Source organism: Halorubrum sp. CSM-61 (assembly GCF_003781945.1).
GTDB lineage: Archaea > Halobacteriota > Halobacteria > Halobacteriales > Haloferacaceae > Halorubrum.
The window spans coordinates 366,781-384,248 of record NZ_RJJW01000001.1; the positions used below are offsets into that span (position 1 = coordinate 366,781).

18 protein-coding genes are annotated in these 17,468 nt (G+C 69.8%); 9 read left to right on the plus strand and 9 right to left on the minus strand.

Features of this window, described 5'->3' with window-relative positions; all coding sequences use genetic code 11:
• Nucleotides 1–10 precede the first annotated feature (10 nt).
• The 6 genes from EDM04_RS01910 to EDM04_RS01935 form a co-directional block, all read right to left on the minus strand.
• Nucleotides 11–634 carry a hypothetical protein gene (locus EDM04_RS01910; protein ID WP_123619483.1) on the minus strand — a complete coding sequence of 208 codons (624 nt, stop codon included), beginning with the start codon at nucleotides 632–634 and terminating at the stop codon, nucleotides 11–13.
• A complete protein-coding gene (locus tag EDM04_RS01915) occupies nucleotides 574–1,911 on the minus strand; it encodes a DUF58 domain-containing protein (protein ID WP_123619484.1) in 1,338 nt (445 codons plus the stop codon). Before EDM04_RS01915 ends, EDM04_RS01910 begins: the two co-directional genes overlap by 61 nt.
• Nucleotides 1,908–2,483: a hypothetical protein gene (locus EDM04_RS01920; RefSeq protein WP_123619485.1), complete on the minus strand. Its 576-nt coding sequence runs from the start codon at nucleotides 2,481–2,483 to the stop codon at nucleotides 1,908–1,910. The genes EDM04_RS01915 and EDM04_RS01920 overlap by 4 nt, the downstream gene beginning before the upstream one ends.
• Complete coding sequence (locus EDM04_RS01925) at nucleotides 2,483–3,469, minus strand: DUF4129 domain-containing protein (protein ID WP_123619486.1); 987 nt, start codon at nucleotides 3,467–3,469, stop codon at nucleotides 2,483–2,485. The genes EDM04_RS01920 and EDM04_RS01925 overlap by 1 nt, the downstream gene beginning before the upstream one ends.
• An 84-nt stretch (nucleotides 3,470–3,553) precedes the next feature.
• Nucleotides 3,554–4,612, minus strand: a complete 1,059-nt coding sequence (locus EDM04_RS01930; protein WP_123619487.1) for an MBL fold metallo-hydrolase — start codon at nucleotides 4,610–4,612, stop codon at nucleotides 3,554–3,556.
• A gap of 85 nt (nucleotides 4,613–4,697) precedes the next feature.
• Complete coding sequence (locus EDM04_RS01935) at nucleotides 4,698–5,744, minus strand: PAS domain-containing sensor histidine kinase (protein WP_123619488.1); 1,047 nt, start codon at nucleotides 5,742–5,744, stop codon at nucleotides 4,698–4,700.
• A 155-nt stretch (nucleotides 5,745–5,899) separates the two neighbouring features.
• Here EDM04_RS01935 and EDM04_RS01940 point away from each other — a divergent pair, with 155 nt between their 5' ends.
• From EDM04_RS01940 to EDM04_RS01960, 5 genes are all read left to right on the plus strand, one after another.
• A complete protein-coding gene (locus tag EDM04_RS01940) occupies nucleotides 5,900–6,277 on the plus strand; it encodes a hypothetical protein (RefSeq protein ID WP_123619489.1) in 378 nt (125 codons plus the stop codon).
• Between the two features lie 608 nt (nucleotides 6,278–6,885).
• Complete coding sequence (gene purL / locus EDM04_RS01945; protein WP_123619490.1) at nucleotides 6,886–9,165, plus strand: phosphoribosylformylglycinamidine synthase subunit PurL; 2,280 nt, start codon at nucleotides 6,886–6,888, stop codon at nucleotides 9,163–9,165.
• A 126-nt stretch (nucleotides 9,166–9,291) separates the two neighbouring features.
• Nucleotides 9,292–10,461 (plus strand): ABC transporter ATP-binding protein, encoded by a 1,170-nt coding sequence (locus EDM04_RS01950; protein WP_123619491.1) that lies wholly within the window; start codon nucleotides 9,292–9,294, stop codon nucleotides 10,459–10,461.
• 39 nt (nucleotides 10,462–10,500) lie between these two features.
• Nucleotides 10,501–11,103 (plus strand): hypothetical protein, encoded by a 603-nt coding sequence (locus EDM04_RS01955; RefSeq protein ID WP_123619492.1) that lies wholly within the window; start codon nucleotides 10,501–10,503, stop codon nucleotides 11,101–11,103.
• Nucleotides 11,081–11,341, plus strand: a complete 261-nt coding sequence (locus tag EDM04_RS01960) for a hypothetical protein (RefSeq protein ID WP_123619493.1) — start codon at nucleotides 11,081–11,083, stop codon at nucleotides 11,339–11,341. Before EDM04_RS01955 ends, EDM04_RS01960 begins: the two co-directional genes overlap by 23 nt.
• Before the next feature lie 58 nt (nucleotides 11,342–11,399).
• Here the strand turns inward: EDM04_RS01960 and EDM04_RS18365 are convergent, their stop codons facing one another.
• The 3 genes from EDM04_RS18365 to EDM04_RS01970 form a co-directional block, all read right to left on the minus strand.
• The gene (locus EDM04_RS18365; protein ID WP_164471058.1) at nucleotides 11,400–11,549 is read right to left on the minus strand and encodes a hypothetical protein; all 150 of its coding nucleotides are present in this window, start codon (nucleotides 11,547–11,549) and stop codon (nucleotides 11,400–11,402) included.
• Nucleotides 11,550–11,821: 272 nt separating this feature from the next.
• Nucleotides 11,822–12,430: a hypothetical protein gene (locus EDM04_RS01965; protein ID WP_164471052.1), complete on the minus strand. Its 609-nt coding sequence runs from the start codon at nucleotides 12,428–12,430 to the stop codon at nucleotides 11,822–11,824.
• Between the two features lie 153 nt (nucleotides 12,431–12,583).
• A complete protein-coding gene (locus EDM04_RS01970) occupies nucleotides 12,584–13,165 on the minus strand; it encodes a hypothetical protein (RefSeq protein WP_123619707.1) in 582 nt (193 codons plus the stop codon).
• A gap of 468 nt (nucleotides 13,166–13,633) precedes the next feature.
• On the opposite strand from EDM04_RS01970, the gene EDM04_RS01975 reads away from it, so the two are divergent.
• The 4 genes from EDM04_RS01975 to EDM04_RS01990 all read left to right on the plus strand — a co-directional run bounded on the left by EDM04_RS01975 (nucleotide 13,634) and on the right by EDM04_RS01990 (nucleotide 17,460).
• Complete coding sequence (locus tag EDM04_RS01975) at nucleotides 13,634–14,323, plus strand: hypothetical protein (protein WP_123619495.1); 690 nt, start codon at nucleotides 13,634–13,636, stop codon at nucleotides 14,321–14,323.
• A 4-nt stretch (nucleotides 14,324–14,327) separates the two neighbouring features.
• A complete protein-coding gene (locus tag EDM04_RS01980; RefSeq protein WP_123619496.1) occupies nucleotides 14,328–14,861 on the plus strand; it encodes a hypothetical protein in 534 nt (177 codons plus the stop codon).
• 108 nt (nucleotides 14,862–14,969) lie between these two features.
• Nucleotides 14,970–16,472, plus strand: coding sequence for a PGF-pre-PGF domain-containing protein (locus EDM04_RS01985; protein ID WP_123619497.1), 1,503 nt, complete (start codon nucleotides 14,970–14,972; stop codon nucleotides 16,470–16,472).
• Between the two features lie 49 nt (nucleotides 16,473–16,521).
• Nucleotides 16,522–17,460, plus strand: a complete 939-nt coding sequence (locus tag EDM04_RS01990; protein WP_123619498.1) for a hypothetical protein — start codon at nucleotides 16,522–16,524, stop codon at nucleotides 17,458–17,460.
• Nucleotides 17,461–17,468 lie beyond the last annotated feature (8 nt).

Genomic DNA, 17,468 nt, shown 5'->3' on the forward strand with positions numbered 1-17,468 from the left:
TCGCCGACGCTCACCGCACCGCCGACGCCAGCGCCACCGCCCCGAAAAGCAGCAGCGCGAGCGCGGCGACCGGCTGGTTCCCGGCGGCCGCCAGATAGGCCCCGTAGACGACCGCGACCGAGATCCCGCCAGCGAGCAGGTTCGCCCCGACGTGGACCGCGACGTTCCGACGGGTTCGGGCCTCTCGCCCGACCTGCTCGCCGAGGGAGATCCCGTGGTCAGCGGTGTCCCACGCGATCGCGAGCGCGACCCCGGCCGCGAGCAGCGGCTCGACCGCGCCGCCGAGGTACCCGGCCGCCGCGATCCCGACGACGCCGACAGCCGCCGCCCACGAGAGGACCCGGTGAGAGCGCCGGAGCGACCCGGCGAGGAAACCGACCGCCGCGAGCCCCACGAGCGCCCCGCCGGTCGGCGCGGCGAGGAACGCGGACAGCGCCGCGACCGCGCCGGCGACGAGGCCGGCGACGACCGCTGACGTCGGCGGGCGGTCGTCGCGCTCGCGCTTGTCTCGCTCGGGGGCGTCGCGCTCTCCGTCTCCCGCTCCCCCCTCACCGGCGGCCGCCCCGCGCCGGCTCACCGCGACCACCTCGCCGCGGCCCCCGCGACCGCGACGGGGAACGACCGGTCGCCCCACTCGACCGCGCGGATCCCCGCCCCCCGCAGGGCGCGGAGCCGCTCGCGGCGCTCGAACGCGACCAGTCCGGTCCCGGGGGTGTCGCCGGCGGTCACGTCGGGCGAGAGGACGGTGACGAGGTGGCCGTGCGCGTCGATCCGCCGCGCGAGCGACGCCGCGGAGTCGTCCAGTAGGGGGGTGAAAAACAGTACCTGCGCGTCCGCCGGGAGCCGCCGGCGGAACCGCCGGAGCCACAGCGACCGGTAGAAGCGGCCCTCGCTCGGCGTCGGCGCTAAGGCGGGATCGGTGGCCAGCGCCTCGCGACCGCGGGCGGCGTGGGCCGTGCCCGCGCCCGGCGGGAGCCAGCAGTCGCGCGGGCTCAGCGCCGCGATCCCGACCCGGTCCCCGCCGTCGAGCAGCGCGGTGAACGCCTGTCCGGCGGCCTCGACGCTCGCCTCCACGGCGGTGTCGGCGTCGGGCTCGGGCGCGGCGTACGCCGCCTCGCGGGCGTCGATCAGGAGGACGACGGTCGCGGCGCGCTCCTCGCGGAGTTCGAGCGTCGCCAGCTCCCCCGTCCGCGCCCGTCGATTCCAGTCGATCCGCTTGATCGGGTCGCCGCGGTGGTACTCGCGGGTGGCGTGGAACTCGACGCCCGCGCCGCCGACGTCGGTGGGGACCCGGCCGTGGTAGACCGTCGTCAGCCCCCGCAGGGGGAGGTCGCCGCCGGCCGCGAGCTCCGGGGTACAGACGATCCGGGTCGGCGTCGCGAGCTCGGTCGTGCGCTCACGGGAGCCGGCCGCGTTCCGCGTGATCGCCCGGGCGGGCTCCCACTCGTGCTCGCCGCGGCTCGCCCGGACGGCGTACTCGAAGGCCGCCGTCGCGCTCGGGCTGAGCGCGGTCGCGGTCCGCGCCGGCCCGTCGATCACCTCCAGCCCGGGCGGCACGCCGTCGACGAGCCGGAGGTCCGGCAGGGGCGCGTCGCCGACGTTGCGCGCGCGGACCGTGACGACCACCTCGTCGCCCGGATCGGGGGCGTCGCCGCTCACGGTTCGAGAGAGCTCGACCGTCGCCTCCGGCGCCTCGCCGATCCGGGCGTAGACGGCGTATCCCACGCCGACGGCGCCGACCAGCACGAGCCCGGGCTGCCGGGCGACGACGCCGACCCCGACGAGCGCGAGCGCGACCCCGGCGACCCCGTCCCACCGCGCCGTCTCGGACCGCCTGAGAGGCGTGCGCTCGGTCGTTCGGTCCGCGGCCGTCGGGTCGTCGGCCGCGCCGTCGTCGGTTCCGTCGCTCATTGCGTCGCCTCCGGCGGGTCGGCTCCCGCGTCGGCGTCGAGTCGCCCGATCGCGTCGATCGCGGCGCTGAGTCCGTACCCGTACCGCGGGCGCCCCCGGACCGCGGCTCGGAGCCGGACCCGGACCGGATACGACGCGTCGCCGTCGAGGAACGCGGCCGCGGTCGGGTCGTCAGTCCAGTCCCCCGCGTCCACCGCCCGTTCGGCCGCCGCCGTCGAGCAGTTCCGGTCGCGGGCGACCGCCGCGACCGCGACGGTCCGGACCCGCTCGCGCAGCTCGCGGCGGGTGGCGTACCCGCCCCGGGAGGCGCCGATCACCCGGGCGATCCGCTCGTCGAGGTCCTCGCCGGGCACGGTCGCGAGCTCCCGGCGCTCCGGCTCGCCGGGGACGGCCGTCCGCCGGTCCCGACCCCGGCGCTCGTTCGCGTACCGGATCCCCTGTGCGACCGCGAGCACCCCTATCAGGGTGACGACGACGGCGGAGGGGTCGAGCGCGGCCGCGACGCCGCGGTTCGCGACCGCGACGAACCCGACCGCGACCGCCGCGATCCCGACGACCGCGAGGGGGCGCACTACCGGTCACCTCCGGGGCTCGCCGGGTCGACGGGACCGTCATCGGCACCGTGACGCTCCTCGATCCGGCGCAGCGCCTCGACGGCCCTGCGCTCGCGGTCCTCGGTCGCGTCCGCGCCGCCGTACCGGACCCGCTCGAAGACCTCGGTGAGCGTCGCGACCGGCTCCTCGTCGACCCCGGCGTCGACCGCCGCGGCCGCGAACTCCGCGGGCGTCGACGAGGCTGGACGGTCCACGTCGAGCGCCGCGGTCATGTCGCGCCACGCCCGGTACACCTCGTTGTCGGCGTCCGACTCCTCGATCCGGTCTGCGGCTTCGCCGGCGGTCCGACCGACCGCGGCGAGGTCGGGCGCCGGTTCCTCGGGGTCGTCCTCGGCCGCGGCTCCGTCGCCCGGCCCCGCCTCGTCGTCGCCGCCGGCGAGGAGGAGGACCCCGACGCTGGCGACGAGCGCGACGATCACGAGGAGCGCGAACAGGAGCTCCGGGGCCGAGGCCGCTCCCTCGCTCCCGCCGACGCCCGCGCCGCCGGCCGCGCCCTCGGGGAGGACGCCGTCGTCGGGGCCGGCGATACCGAACGAGAACTCGGTCTCGGTCGACGCCGACCCGCAGGCGGTCAGGACGGCCCACACCAGCCAGATCGGGACGCCGACGGCGGCGGCGACCGCGAGGGCGGCGAGCGACGAGCGCGTGTCGCGGTAGGCGACCGCCGCGACCGCGACGACCAGCCCGGAGAGCAGCAGCACGGCCGGCGGCTCGCGGAGGGACTCGTAGCACAGCGGCTGGGTCGAGAGGGACGGTTCGCCGCCGGGCGACGGGGAGAGCCCCGGGTCGCCCGCGCCGTCGCCCGCGCTCGGCGCGTCGCCTTGGGCCCCGCCGAGCCCGCCGCCGTCGAGACTGACGGCCGAGTCGAGCGTCGCGGCGGCGACGCCGAGCGCGACGACCGCGAGGAGGGCGAGGGCGACCGCGAGGAGGGCGTCCCGCTTCACGTCCGTGGATACGCGGTCCCGGAGGAATAGCTTTCGGCGGGAGCGCGGGAGTTAGGGGCGGAGGAGCGACGAGCGCGCCGCCGCCTACCCCTCCGAGCCGTCGACCGCGTCGTCGAGAGGCGTGGTCGGGAACAGCGCGTCGACGTCGGGCTCCGGCTCGACCAGTCGGTAGGCGGTCCCGTCGGGCTCGACGACCCCGGCGTCCGCGAGGTGATCGAGGTGCGCGAACGCCTCGCCCGGCCCGTGGAGGACGTGGATCTCCGAGAGCTCGCCGAACAGCGCGGCCGCGACCTCCCACGCGGTCGCCGGTCCCTCGTCGGCGAGGACGCCGAGCACCCGCCGCGTGCGGTGCCGGTGGTGGTCGAGGATCGTCGCGGCCCGCAGCCCCGGCTCGTCGATCCGCTCGCGGTGGCCGGGGTGGGCCGCGTCGAAGTCGCGGTCGACGATCCGCGCGAGGCTCTCGGCGTAGGCGGCGAGCGCGCCGTCGACCCGCACGTCGGCGCCGCCGACGTTCGGGGTGTACCGCGGGAGGAGCGCGTCGCCGGCGAACAGCTCCTCGCCGGAGGTGTCGCGACCGCGAGCGCTCCCGACCGGCTCGTGACCGGGGACCTCGCGCGGGTCGAACGCGAACCCGGTGAGCCCGGCGGTGTGGCCCGGCAGGTGGACCGCTTCGAGGGCGACGCCGCCGGCGTCGATCGCGTCGCCCTCGCCGAACGCCGTCACGTCGGCGGGGCGACCGCTGAGGTCGGCGCTCACGGAATCGAAGAAGGCGGTCAGCCGCTCTCGGTCGGACTCGGGCATCCCCCACCGATCGAACGTCTCGTGCTGGAGGTCGCGATCGAGGAACAGCGGCGTCTCGGTGCCGTCGACGAGCGACGCGTCCGCCTCGTGAACGTACACGTCGGCGTCGCCTTCGGCCTGGATCTCGCCGGCCAGCCCCGCGTGGTCGGGGTGCCAGTGGGTGAGCGCGACGGCGTCCACGTCGGCGAAGGAGTGCCCGTGCTCGGCGAGTCCGGCCTCCAACTCCTCGCGCACGTCCGGGAGCGCGACGCCCGTGTCCACGAGCGCGGTCGTCTCTCCGTCGAGCAGGTACGCGTCGTTCTCGCCCTCGAAGACGGTGTTGCCGAGCTGGATCCGTTTCACACGGACCCGTCGGCGGGAGCCCTTTTGAGGGTTGCCACCGCGGAAGTCGAGGGGAGAGACGACGGAGAGATCGACTCGGGAACGCTCAGCCGAGCACGCCGACCCCGGTGAACTCGAAGCGGGCGCCGCCGTCTTTACTCTCCGTCAGCACTACCTCCCAGCCGTGGGCGTCCGCGACGGCCTCGACGATTTCGAGGCCGAATCCGGTCCCGTCGTCGATCGTGGTGTATCCCGGCTGAAAAACCGTCTCGCGGTCGTTCGCCGGGATTCCCGGCCCGTCGTCGGCGACGTAGAAGCCGCCGTCGCAGTCGCCGACGGTCACCGTCACGTCGTCGCCCGCGTGCTCGACCGAGTTTCGCAGGAGGTTCTCGAAGAGCTGTCTCAGCCGGCTCCGGTCCGCGCGGACCGCGCGGTCGGTCTCGATCCGGAGCGTCGCGTCGGCGGTCTCGACGCCCGCCCAGCACTCCTCGACCAGCTCCCGGAGCGGGACTCGCTCCGGCCCGTCGACGCCCTCACCGCCTCGGGCGAGCGTCAGGAGGTCGTCGATGAGGGCGCTCATACGCTCGTGGCTTCGGGCGACGTGGTCGAGGTGCTCGGAGTCGCACTTTTCGCGAGCGAGCACCAGCTGCCCCTGCGCGACGCTGAGGGGATTCCGGAGGTCGTGCGAGACGATGCTCGCGAACTCCTCTAGCCGTTCGTTCTGTTCCCTGAGCGCCTCCTCACGTCGCTTCCGATCGCTCACGTCCCGGATGACGCCGACGCGGTCGAGTTCGGACGCGTCGTCGCCCTGTTCGTCCCCGATCCGTCCCTCCACGAGACGATTGAACCGCATCTCCACCGGGAATCGGTCGCCGTCCGCGGTGAGGAACTCGTACTCGACCGCGCCGGTCTCCCGATCTCCGGCTTCGATCTCGCGGCGCACCCGCTTCGCCTTCTCCGCGGCCTCCTCGGTCACCCAGTCGTAGATGTGCGTTCCGATCAGCTCCTCCCGGCTCACGCCCTTCATCTCGGCGTAGCGGTCGTTGACGTACGCGATGGTCCCGTCTGGACGGACGGCGTAAACGGCGTCGTCGAGCGACTCGAGGATCGTCTCGTAGCGGCGTATCTCTCGTTCCCGCCGTGACTCGTCCATCGTGGTCCTCTCGTCCCTTCGTTTCAGCCGGTTAGTAATAAATAGGCCGCCACCGCCGTCCGAACGCTCGGTCCTCGTCTCGACCCTTCTCCCGGAACGGGCGCACCCCCGTGCGGATCCGGACCCTTTTCGAGCGCGGCCCCCGTTCGATCGGTATGGAGTACCAACCGGGCGTGTGCAACATCGGACCGGCTCAACAGCGGCGGCGACTCCTCCTCGGCGTCGGCTCGCTGCTGCTCGCCGCGGTCACCGTCGGCGCGATTTTCGTGATGGCGTGGCCGCGCTGGACGCTCATCCTCTCGCTGTTCCCGCTATACGGCGCCGCGATGGGGTACTTCCAGTACCGCGAGCGGTTCTGCGTCGGCTTCGCCGGGATCGGCGTCTTCGACGTCGGCGAGGGGACCCAACAGGTGCGCGACGAGGAAGCGCTCGAAGCCGACCGGCGGCGCGCGGTGCGGCTGAACACGAAGTCGCTGGCCGTCGGCGCGATCGGATCGCTCGTGATCTACGGCGTCTCGCTGGTACTGTTGTAGAGATCGGTTCGGCGGTGTCGTGACTTTCGCGATGTATCCAGTCGATTAGTTATAAACAACTGCTGGCAGATCGGCGGTGAACACCTCCAAATCCCCAGCCGCTCGCTTATAAGTGGTTGCTGACGACGGATCGACGGTGAACACCTCCAAATCCCCAGCCGCTCGCTTATAAGTGGTTGCTGACGACGGATCGACGGTGAACACCTCCAAAGCCCCAGCCGGGAGGGCGGCGCACGCTCGCTGCGCTCCTCACTCGGTCGCTCACGCTCCCTCGTTGCGGTGCTTACGTCGTCATCAGAACGCGAAGCGTTCTGATTGGCTCACGAGAGCTCCGCTCTCGTGAACGCCTGCGCCGCCCTCCCGGCTGCCCCTTTGAGTCCCACCCGCCCGCAACCGCACCGCAGCCTCACGCCTCCCCAGCCTCGTCGGTGGCCCTCCGCTTCGCTCCGGACCACCGACTCCCTCGCACGCGCTCCTCGCGCCCTCCGGGCGCTCGGAGGCACGCGCCACCGCACAGCACCGCGAGTCGTATCGTCGTCGACCGTATTTAACCACACGAACGTGCACATAGAAAAGCATTAGAACGGGCTCGATAACCACGTAAGTGAATGAGTCTGTCCGAGCCGGACCACGAGCTCGTCGTCGCGGAGCTCGGCCGGGAGCCGACGGCGGCCGAGGCCGCGCTGTTCGAGAACCTCTGGAGCGAGCACTGCGCGTACCGCTCCTCGCGGCCCCTGCTGTCGGCGTTCGAGAGCGAGGGCGATCAGGTCGTCGTCGGTCCCGGCGACGACGCGGCGGTCCTCGCGCTGCCCGATCCGGACGCCGCCGACGTGCCGGCCGCCGACCGCGACGCCGACGACTACGGCGACCAGTACGTCACTTTCGGCGTCGAGAGCCACAACCACCCCTCCTTCGTCGACCCGTTCGACGGGGCGGCGACGGGCGTCGGCGGCATCGTCCGCGACACCATGTCGATGGGCGCGTACCCCATCGCCCTGCTCGACTCGCTGTACTTCGGCGGCTTCGACCGCGAGCGCTCCCGCTACCTCTTCGAGGGCGTCGTCGAGGGGATCTCCCACTACGGCAACTGCATCGGCGTCCCCACGGTCGGCGGCAGCGTCGCCTTCCACGGCGGCTACGAGGGGAACCCCCTCGTCAACGTCGCCTGCGTCGGCCTCACGAACGAGGACCGGCTGGTCACGGCCACGGCCCAAGAGCCGGGCAACAAGCTGGTCCTCGTCGGCAACGGCACCGGCCGCGACGGGCTCGGCGGCGCCTCCTTCGCGAGCGAGGACCTCGCCGAGGACGCCGAGACCGAGGACCGCCCCGCGGTGCAGGTGGGCGACCCCTACGCCGAAAAGCGGCTGATCGAGTGCAACGAGGCCCTCGTGGACGAGGATCTCGTCCTGTCGGCCCGCGACCTGGGCGCGGCGGGCCTCGGCGGCGCCTCCTCCGAACTGGTCGCGAAGGGCGGGCTCGGCGCCCGGATCGACCTCGATTCCGTCCACCAGCGCGAGCCGAACATGAACGCGATGGAGATCCTGCTCGCGGAGAGCCAGGAGCGGATGTGCTACGAGGTCGCGCCCGAGGACGTCGAGCGCGTCGAAGCGCTCGCCGAGCGGTTCGACCTCGGCTGCTCCGTCATCGGCGAGGTGACCGACGGGAACTACGTCTGCGAGTTCGCGGGCGCCGGGGAGGGTGACGCGGACGGCTCCGGCGACGCCGAGTCCGAGGTCGTCGTCGACGTCGACGCCGAGTACCTCGCCGACGGCGCCCCGATGAACGACCTCCCGAGCGAGACCCCGGCCCAGCCGGAGCGCAATCTCCCCGACCCCGAGCCCTCGCTCGACGAGGCGGTCGAGGCGGTCGTCTCGGCCCCCTCGACCGCGAGCAAGCGCTGGGTGTACCGCCAGTACGACCACGAGGTCGGCGTCCGCACCGCGATGAAGCCCGGCGACGACGCCGCGATCATGGCGATCCGTGAGACGGAGCCGACGGGCGAGTCCGCGTCCGAATCCGACGGCGTCGGCCTCGCGCTCTCCTCCGGCGCGAACCCGAACTGGACCGAGACCGCCCCCTACGAGGGCGCCCGCGCCGTCGCCCTCGAGAACGCGACCAACCTCGCCGCGAAGGGCGCGGTCCCCCTCGCCGCGGTCGACTGCCTCAACGGCGGCAACCCGGAGAAGCCCGACGTGTACGGCGGGTTCAAGGGGATCGTCGACGGGCTCGCCGACGCCTGTGCCGACCTCGACGCCCCCGTCGTCGGCGGCAACGTCTCGCTGTACAACGACAGCGTCGAGGGCCCGATCCCGCCGACGCCGACGCTCGCGCTGATCGGCACGCGGAAGGGCTACGACGCGCCGCCCGCCGCCCTCGACGCCGACCGCGCCGACGACTCCGAGCTGCTGTTGGTCGGCTCCGGCGGCGCCGACGGCGGCGCGCTCGGCGGCTCCGAGTACCTCGCGCAGGCGGGCGGAACCGACCGGTTCCCGACGCTGCCGGGCGGAGCGTCCGCAGGGGACGGCGACCTCGCCGACTTCGTCGCGTCGCTCGCGGCGGTCGCCCGCCACGAGTCGACCCTCGCCACCCACGACGTGAGCGACGGCGGGCTCGCGGTCGCGCTCGCGGAGCTCGTGACCGACGAGGCGGGCGCCGACGTGACCCTCCCCGACCGCGTCGCGGCCTTCGAGGAGGCGCCCGGCCGCCTCGTCGTCCAGACGACCGATCCCGAGGCGGTCGCGAAGCTGGCCGGCGAGCTGCCCGTCCTCCGGCTCGGCGACGTGACGACAGACGGGACGCTCTCGCTCGCGGTCGGCGACGACGCGGTCGCGATCGACGCGGACGCGATCCGGGACCTCCGGGGCGTCATCGAGCGCGAGCTGGCCTGACGGCTCGCCGAGACGCGTTCTCCGCTCGGTTTCCGTCGCGCGAAAGCGAGCGATACGCTTTTAGGTTTTCCTAAAATACGTAGTCTCAGTTACGGGACGCCGATCGGCCCGGCGCCCGACACACCGATGTCTCACACGCAATCAGTCGAACGGACGGAGTCGGCCACGGACGCGAGCGAGTCGTCCGCGGACGCGACGGGATCGCGCGCCGACGCGACCGAGTCGCCCGCCGCGGCGTCGGCGGACCCCGTGTTGTCGCTGTCTGGCGTGACGAAGGAGTTCGGTCCGGAGACCGCCGTCGACGGCGTCTCTCTCGACGTCAAGCCGGGAGAGCTGCTCACCTTCCTCGGCCCGTCCGGCTGCGGGAAGACGACGACGCTGCGGACCATCGCGGGGTTAGAGGAGCCGACGGAGGGGCAGATCGCCCTCGGCGGCGAGACCGTCGCCGGCGACGGCGCGTTCGTGCCGCCCGAGCGGCGCGACGTCGGGATCGTCTTCCAGAACTTCGCGCTGTTCCCCCACCTCACCGTCCGAGAGAACATCGCGTTCGGGCTCGGCGACGACGCGGACGCGAGCGCGGAGCGCGTCGACGAGATGCTCGACCTCGTCGACCTGCCCGAACACGGCGAGAAGACGCCCGACCAGCTCTCGGGCGGGCAGAAGCAGCGCGTCGCGCTCGCGCGCTCGCTGGCGCCGGAACCCGAGGTGCTCCTCCTCGACGAGCCGTTCTCGAACCTCGACGTGCGGCTCCGCGTCGAGATGCGCGAGGAGGTCCGCCAGATCCTGAAGGAGGCCGGCGTCACCGCCGTCTCCGTCACCCACGACCAGGAGGAGGCGCTCTCCATCTCCGACCGCGTCGCCGTGATGAACGACGGGAAGATCGAGCAGGTCGGCCGCCCCGAGTCGGTGTTCGAGCGCCCCGAGTCGAAGTTCGTCGCCTCCTTCCTCGGGCGGGCGTCGTTCCTCGAAGGCCACCTCCGCGACGGGAAGGTCGAGACGGGAATCGGCCGGTTCGACGCCGTCACGCTGGAGGGGTACGACACCGTCTACGACGGCGCGCCCGTCGACGTGTTGGTTCGCCCCGACGACCTCCGGGCGAGCCCCGCGAGCGCCGACCTGGCCGACGGGACCATCGTCTCGCGGCAGTACGTGGGCCCCTCGTTCATCTACCGGGTCGAGCTCGACTCCGGCGAGGTCGTCCACTGCCTCCACAACCACGTCGAGGAGTTCGATCTCGACGAACCGGTGAGCCTTGAGCTCACCGCCGCGCATCCGCTGGCCTGGTACCCGCGGTAGGCGGGAGAGTTTTATCCGGGTCCGTGAAGACGATCCGCTATGGGCGGCATCGAACTCACCGATCGCGGGCTCGTCGTCGATCGCGCGCCGAATCGACTCGACGAGCTCGCGGCGGGGTTCTCTGCGGTCCTTTCCCGGCTCGATATCGATCACGTCTTCGTGGCCGGCTACGTCGCGATCCTCGCCGGCCGATCACGGTCGACGGAGGATATCGACGTGTTCATCGAGCGATGCCCGGCAGATCGGATCGACGACCTCGTCACCGAGTTGGAACGCGAGGGGTACTGGGGTCCCGCGATGCCGCTCTCCGAGATGTACGGCAACCTCGCGAACGACACGAACATCTGGGTGGCACTCGACGGCGAGATGACGCCGCACGTCGAGGTGAAGTTTCCGAACGACGAGTTCGACGAGGCGTCCCTCCGGAACGCGATCGACGCACACGTCGGCGACCGCACGGTCCCCATCGGTCCGCTCGAGCTACAGATCGCGTACAAGCTCTCGCTCGGCGGTCGAACCGACATCGAGGACGCCGCGCACCTCTACACGCTTTTCGGAGAAAGCCTTTCCACCGGTCGCCTCGAATCGTGGGTCGAACGACTCGACGTCGAAGATCGGTATGAACGACTCAGAACCCTCTGACGCGGACCCGACCGTCACAGGCGGCGACTCCGCGCGAGCGCCGCGCTACGAACAGGTCGTCCGCTGGGCCGAGTACGTCAGGGACACGCCGGTCACGGTGTGGGGGCCACAGCAGAACGCGGTCGTGAACGGACAGATCGACAGCGCGCGCGCCGTCGACGTGTCGGCCGAAGAACGGAAGCGGATCCGCGCGTTCGCGGACGCGGAGCTACGAGAGTCCGACGGGAACGACGCCTGATCGGATCGTTTCGAGCGGGACAGCGCCCGCGACGTCGAAATCCGAGCCGCAACGCCGCTTAAAAGGTAAACAGGAACGGGATGACGTACGCGACGAGCAGGCCGACGAGGGTAACGGCCGCGCCGATACCGACCTCGCGGCTGCCGAACGTCTGCATGGGGGATGTCACGCGCTTGTCCGGGTCGGGCTCGTGAGAGTGGTCGTCCATGTGCGGGAGTGAGGACGGGGGACACATAAGGGCACCTGAACGGGACGGCGGACGGCTCGCTGCGATCCCCATCCGTCCGGCAGGGTTCCAGATCGCGTACAAGCTCGCGCGACGACCGGTCGGATCTCGAAGTCATTGTGGACGTGTCGGGTAGCAAAATCACGCACCTCAGACCAACCCAACGAGACCCGATCTGCGACCGTTCGGGAAATACGCAGACGGAAAGACCGCGCGGTTTAGACCAGAGTCGATAACCGTCACGTCGGCCCCCTTCAGTCGTTTTGGCCGTTGCCGTCCCGCTTGTAGACGGTTTCACCGATCTTCACGCGGTTGATTTGTTCCCCCTTGGGAGGAATGACGCCTTTCCCGCTCTTGTTGGCTGTGATCGTTTCGGTACGGGGTCCGCCGTTCACGGTCACGACCAACTCGGTGAACTCACCGTGGACGTGAACGCTACCGTTTCCGTTGAATTCCACCTGGCTCACGGGAGCAACGGGAATTCCGTCGAATGTCCTGGTTTTCTCGACAGACGTCCCGCCGGCGTCCCCGCTGAACTGGAGGGAGAATGCGGCCTCGCCGATCTGTTCGCAGGTGACAGCGACCCATTCGTCTCCACCGGGCGCGAGCGTGAGCTCCGCCGGCGGCTCCTCACCCGCCACGGTGATATCCTCAACTACTTCGTTGGGTTCCGCAACCGATACGGTGAGCGTGAGATCGGCGGCGAAAGAGTTCCGGATCTCCACGACATCGGCCGATCGGCCGAAAGCCGTGATCTCGCGTTCCGCTTCCAGCCCCAGATACGCCTCGTCGTCCTCGACGACGTTCACTTCGACGCCGCGCTCGGCCTCGGCGCTACTGAACGCGCCGGTGCCGATGCTCATCGTACCGGAACTCGCGCCGCCGAGCAGCAGGATGACGTGTCGTCGTTTCATGTCGAAGGTGGCCTCACGCTTCGTTCATCGTTTGTGACGTGTCCCGACCGTAAGGTTATGCACTCCCGGAACCCCGGAAAGGGCCGCTTGAAACACCTCGCCTTACGTCAGTTCCGGCGGCTCGTCGGGTTCGCCGACCTTCATCTCGGCGGTGTAGTACTTGTGCGTGATCGCCGAGAACGCGAAGGCGACGACGATCGCGATCGTCCACGCCATGTCGGGCAACAGGAGGAACGGCCACGCGTCGAGTCCCACCGCGGCGGTGAGCGCGACGGCGACGCCCGAGAGGCCGAGGTAGTAGTCGCTCCACGGGATCTCCCGCCCCTCGACCACGTCCATGTACAGGTCCACGTCGGTCAGCGCGGGCGTCGGCTCGACGACGCCGCGGTCCTTGTTGAACTCCACGACGCCCGCGTCGTCCATCTTCGGCAGGTGCGACTGCTGGAGCGCGGTGTACACGCGCTTGCGCTCGTTGCCGGTGATCTCCGCCGTCTCGATCCCGTTTTCCCACGCCGCGATCTGCTCGGCCATGTCGCCGATCGCGACCTGGTCGTTCTCTTCTCCCTTCAACAGATGCACCGCGAACCGCCGACGCTGGTTCGCCAGTACGTCGAAGAGCTCGTCTTCCGAGATGTCTGTCGCCGGTTCGACCCCTCCCCCGTCAACCTGTTGCACCGACGCCATTTCTGTCAGACACATATGAGAGAGCCAACATAAATCCCGTGGTTATGATAAACGGGTAAACTTTCTCCTCGTCAAAATGGTCTCTGATAGAGACACCATATAATCTCGTATTTCGGCCTGTAACCCGAAATATCGGTATTATTCGAGCTGTCCGAAGAGATCGTATGTGGATAATTACCAGATTGTATCAATTTTGAAAATTCGTTTCGATGGCGCTGATCAACGCTTCAAGAGACACCCGAACCCGTCGCGAGTTCGTCTCAGGCTCGGCCTGAACCGATCCGATCGGGGTTCAGGCGAAGGCCGAACCCGACGGACGGATCTTCAGCCCCGCCCGGAACTGTTTCTGGAAATTCATAACGATATGGGATAGGGCCCATGGGTGTAGTAGAGCGACCCCGGGTGACGCGGGACGTCCCGTCGTCGACGGCCCGCGGGTCGTGTGCGGACACAACGAGGTCAACAACAATGACAAACCGACGCAAGTTCATCGCCGGTCTGGGCGCATTGGCTACGGGTAGTGCGGCTGCAATGGGTACGGGCGCGTTCAGTAGCGTGCAGGCTGATCGCGGAATTACGGTCGAGGTCGCCGGGGATTCCGCAGCCCTCCTCTCCCTCGAACCCACTGACAGTCCGAACGCGGACTACGTGAACAGGGACGGAGACGCTCTTTCACTCCAGTTCGACGGGTCGCACGCGGAGCAATCCGCCGACGTCTACTCCGGAGATGTTAACGGGCTTAATGCGGATTCCTTCACGACGATCAACAACCTATTCGACATTACGAACCGGGGGACTCAGGACATCTTCGTGTACATGCTCCAGGACCCGGACGGAGACGGGACCAATGAGTTGGGCACAGACACAGGGCTCTCTTTCGCGGCCGGTTCGGCAAACGATTACTACCAAGAGGAAGTCGGTGGAACTGGCCTCCTGAACACCCAAACCAAGAGTGGACTCCCGGATCACCCGATTCCGGCGGCCATCCGTGTTGACGTCGGGAACACGATGCCTGGCGTCGGTGCCATCTTTGGCGGGTACCTCGGTGACATTACGGAACTCGATCAGGATATTACGATCGTTGCAGAGGCTGTGAGCGAGTACGAGCGCGGGGATGAGGTCGCAGCCAACGACGAGGAGTTCGAGCTCCCGTACTGAACCAATGTTCCACCGCCGCAAACTGTTGGCTGGAGTCGCAGGCATTACTTCCTCGTCCCTCGCACTCGGAACGGGGGCGTTCAGCCGCGTCTCCGCGCAGCGTGCGGTACACGTTGACATCGGCGACGACGACAGTGCATTCCTGCGGTTGGAACCCCTCGTCGACGAAGGAATCGACGGAGAACCGACGAGACGGTCGTTCTCGAATGGTCAGACTGTCGGCTTCGAAATACCTGGAAACGGAAACGGTGAGAACCCAGATTCCGAAGGCCTTGGGGTTGGTTCCGTCTACGAATTCCGCCGACTCCTGGAGATCTCCAATCAGGGCACACAGCCCGTAGAGCTCTACAGCACCTACGACGGAGACAACCTCGACGATCTCGCGCTTGTCAGTGACGACCGTGTCCTCAGAGATGACCCACCGACACTCGCTGTCGGTGGAAGCATCGACGTCGGACTCTCCATCGATACAGGGGATTCCGAAATCGGAGAGTTTGACGAAACGCTCACAATTGTCGCAGAAAAGACAGGAAATTGAGCGGCTCTCGATAGAAAAGGTTCGACTCCGCGGGTGGGTTTCCGGAGAACGGAAGAAGTGAAACGATACATCACGGCGTTCGTGCTGCTCGCCCTCGTGGGAGCGTTTATGCTCCCATCAGCTGCGGCAGCGTTCACTATCTCTCAATCAGACACCCTCGCGAACGACGACCTCGCGGTCCAGCCGGCCGACGGCCCGAACGGGCAGTACGCCTACTTAAATGACGACGACGAGATCGCGATCGACGTGTCGGCGTCGAACCCGAACATCCGCGACCCCTCCTTCGAGGGCGTCAGCGTCGGGACGACCGGGACGGTCGACGACGTGTTCACGATCACGTACACGGGCGACGAGTACGCGCACGCGTGGATCGACCATTCCGGCGAGAACGTCACCTTCGTCACCGAGGGCGACTCGATCGAGGGCGAGGCCAACAACGTCACGCTCGCTCCGGACGAGACGGTCGCGGTCGGGCTCGCACTCGACGCGCGCGGCACGGCGGCAGGCACCACGCTCGGCGCCGACGAGTTCTCGATCCGCGCGGAGATCGCGGAGCCCGAGTCGGTCCCGTCGACCTCGTCCTCCTCGACGGGGGACGGCGACCCGATCACGACGGTCACGTCTCCGAGCGACGACCGGCGGGAGTTCACCGCGAGCGACATCGACCGCGGCGAGACGGTTCGGTTCGAGGCGGACGGGATGCACCTCGACGGCGGGAACGTCACCCTCGATCGGCTCGACGTGGAGGGCGTCCGAGCCGATAGCGTCGAGGTGAACGCCGACGGAAGTCGCGATCCCTTCGCGAACGAGAGCGCGCTGGACGCGCCGACGACTCCTCGGTCGATCGCGTACCTCGGCGTGGAACACGACTTCGGCGCCGACGAGGTCGACGCGATGACGGTCCGCTTCAGCGCCTCGCGCGAGCGGCTCGACGACGCCGGGATCGACCCGGAGAACGTGACGTTCTACCGTCAGACCGACGGGGGCGAGTGGACCGAGAAGGGCGCGAGCGTCGTCGGTGAGGAGACGATCGAGAGCCGCGGACTCCCCGAGGACCGCGTGCACTTCCGGGCGACGACCGACGAGTTCTCGACGTTCGCGGTCGCGGAGCGCGTCCCCCGGTTCGACGCGACCGAGGCGACTCTCGACACCCCGGCGATCGATCCCGGCGAGGAGGCGACCGTCCGGGCGACGGTGGAGAACGGCGGCGGCGTGGCCGGCGAGCGGACGGTGACGCTGACGGTCGACGATGATCCGGTCGCGAACGAGACCGTCGCGCTGGCGCCGAACGAGACGGCGACCCTCGCGCTCTCGGCCGCGTTCGAGACCGCGGGCGAGTACGACCTCGCGGTCTCCGGGACGGACGCCGGGACCCTGCTCGTGGGAGATCCGGCGGGCACCGACGGGGATTCGGTCGGTGACGGAGACGCGAGCGGCGGTGGCGACGGAGACGCGCGCTCCGCGACCGGGGGCGAGGGTACCGACGGGTCCGGCGGAGGACCGATCGAGGAGCCTGCCGGCATCGATCTCACCGATCTTGGGAGGCTGCTCGCACTCTCCGTGCTTGCCGTTGCCGGAGTCGAGCTCCTCCGCCGGATATCGCGGCCGTGAACGCGGCGCCGGCGACAGGCCTTAGCGGCTGGTCCGCGAGGCTCGGAGCGTGACGGGCCGCCCGAACGCACGGAACGACGAGAGCGACGGGAGCGCGGGGGAACGGGACGCCGGCGGTGGCGACCCCAGCGACGCCGGGTTCCGCCGCGAGCTGCTCGCGCGGGTCCGACTCGCGGACCTGCTCGCGCTCGCGGTGGTGCCCGCGACCCTCGTCGCCGTCTTCGCGCTCCCGGAGTCCACGCGTCGGTCGCTGGCGTTCGCGTACGCCGAGCCGACGGTGCGGACCGCCTTCACCGCCCACTACGTCCACCTCGACGCGAGCCACCTCGCCGGCAACGCGGCGGGGTACGCCCTCCTCGCCGGCGTCGGATACGCGCTCGCGGTGCTGGCCGGCTACCGGCGGTTCTTCCTGGTCGCGCTCGCGACGTTCCTCGCCGCCTTCCCGTTCGTCCTGTCGGCGCTGAACCTCGCGGTCCCCCGCAACGCGATCGGCTTCGGGTTCTCCGGAGTCAACATGGCGCTCGCGGGGCTGCTCCCGCTCCTGCTCGGCGTGTACGCCCGCGATCGGTTCTTTCCGGAGGCGTCGGTCCGAACGCTCCCGGCGGCCTTCTTCCCGCTCGTCGGGTGGATGACGCTTCTGGCGGTGCCGGTCTCGTCGGGAGCCCTCGACGCTCCCGAACTCGCCGGACTCGCGGGGCCCGCGGCCGCGGTCGCGGGACTCCTGCTCGGTCTGCTGTACGCGTCGAGCGCCGGGGTTCGAATCCGGCAGGCGATCCGAGAGGCGGTCCGGGCCGTGGTCTCGAACCCCGGATACGGCGACCTGTTCGCGGTCGGAGTCGCCCTGACCGTCGGGTACCAGATCGTCGGGTTTCCCGGCAATCCGACGAGCGCGGACGGCGTGGTGAACCTGTACGTCCATCTGCTCGGCTTCTGTCTCGGGTTCATCGGGCCGTTCGCCCTGCTCGCGGCCGGGGCGTTCGAGGAGTGACCGGATCT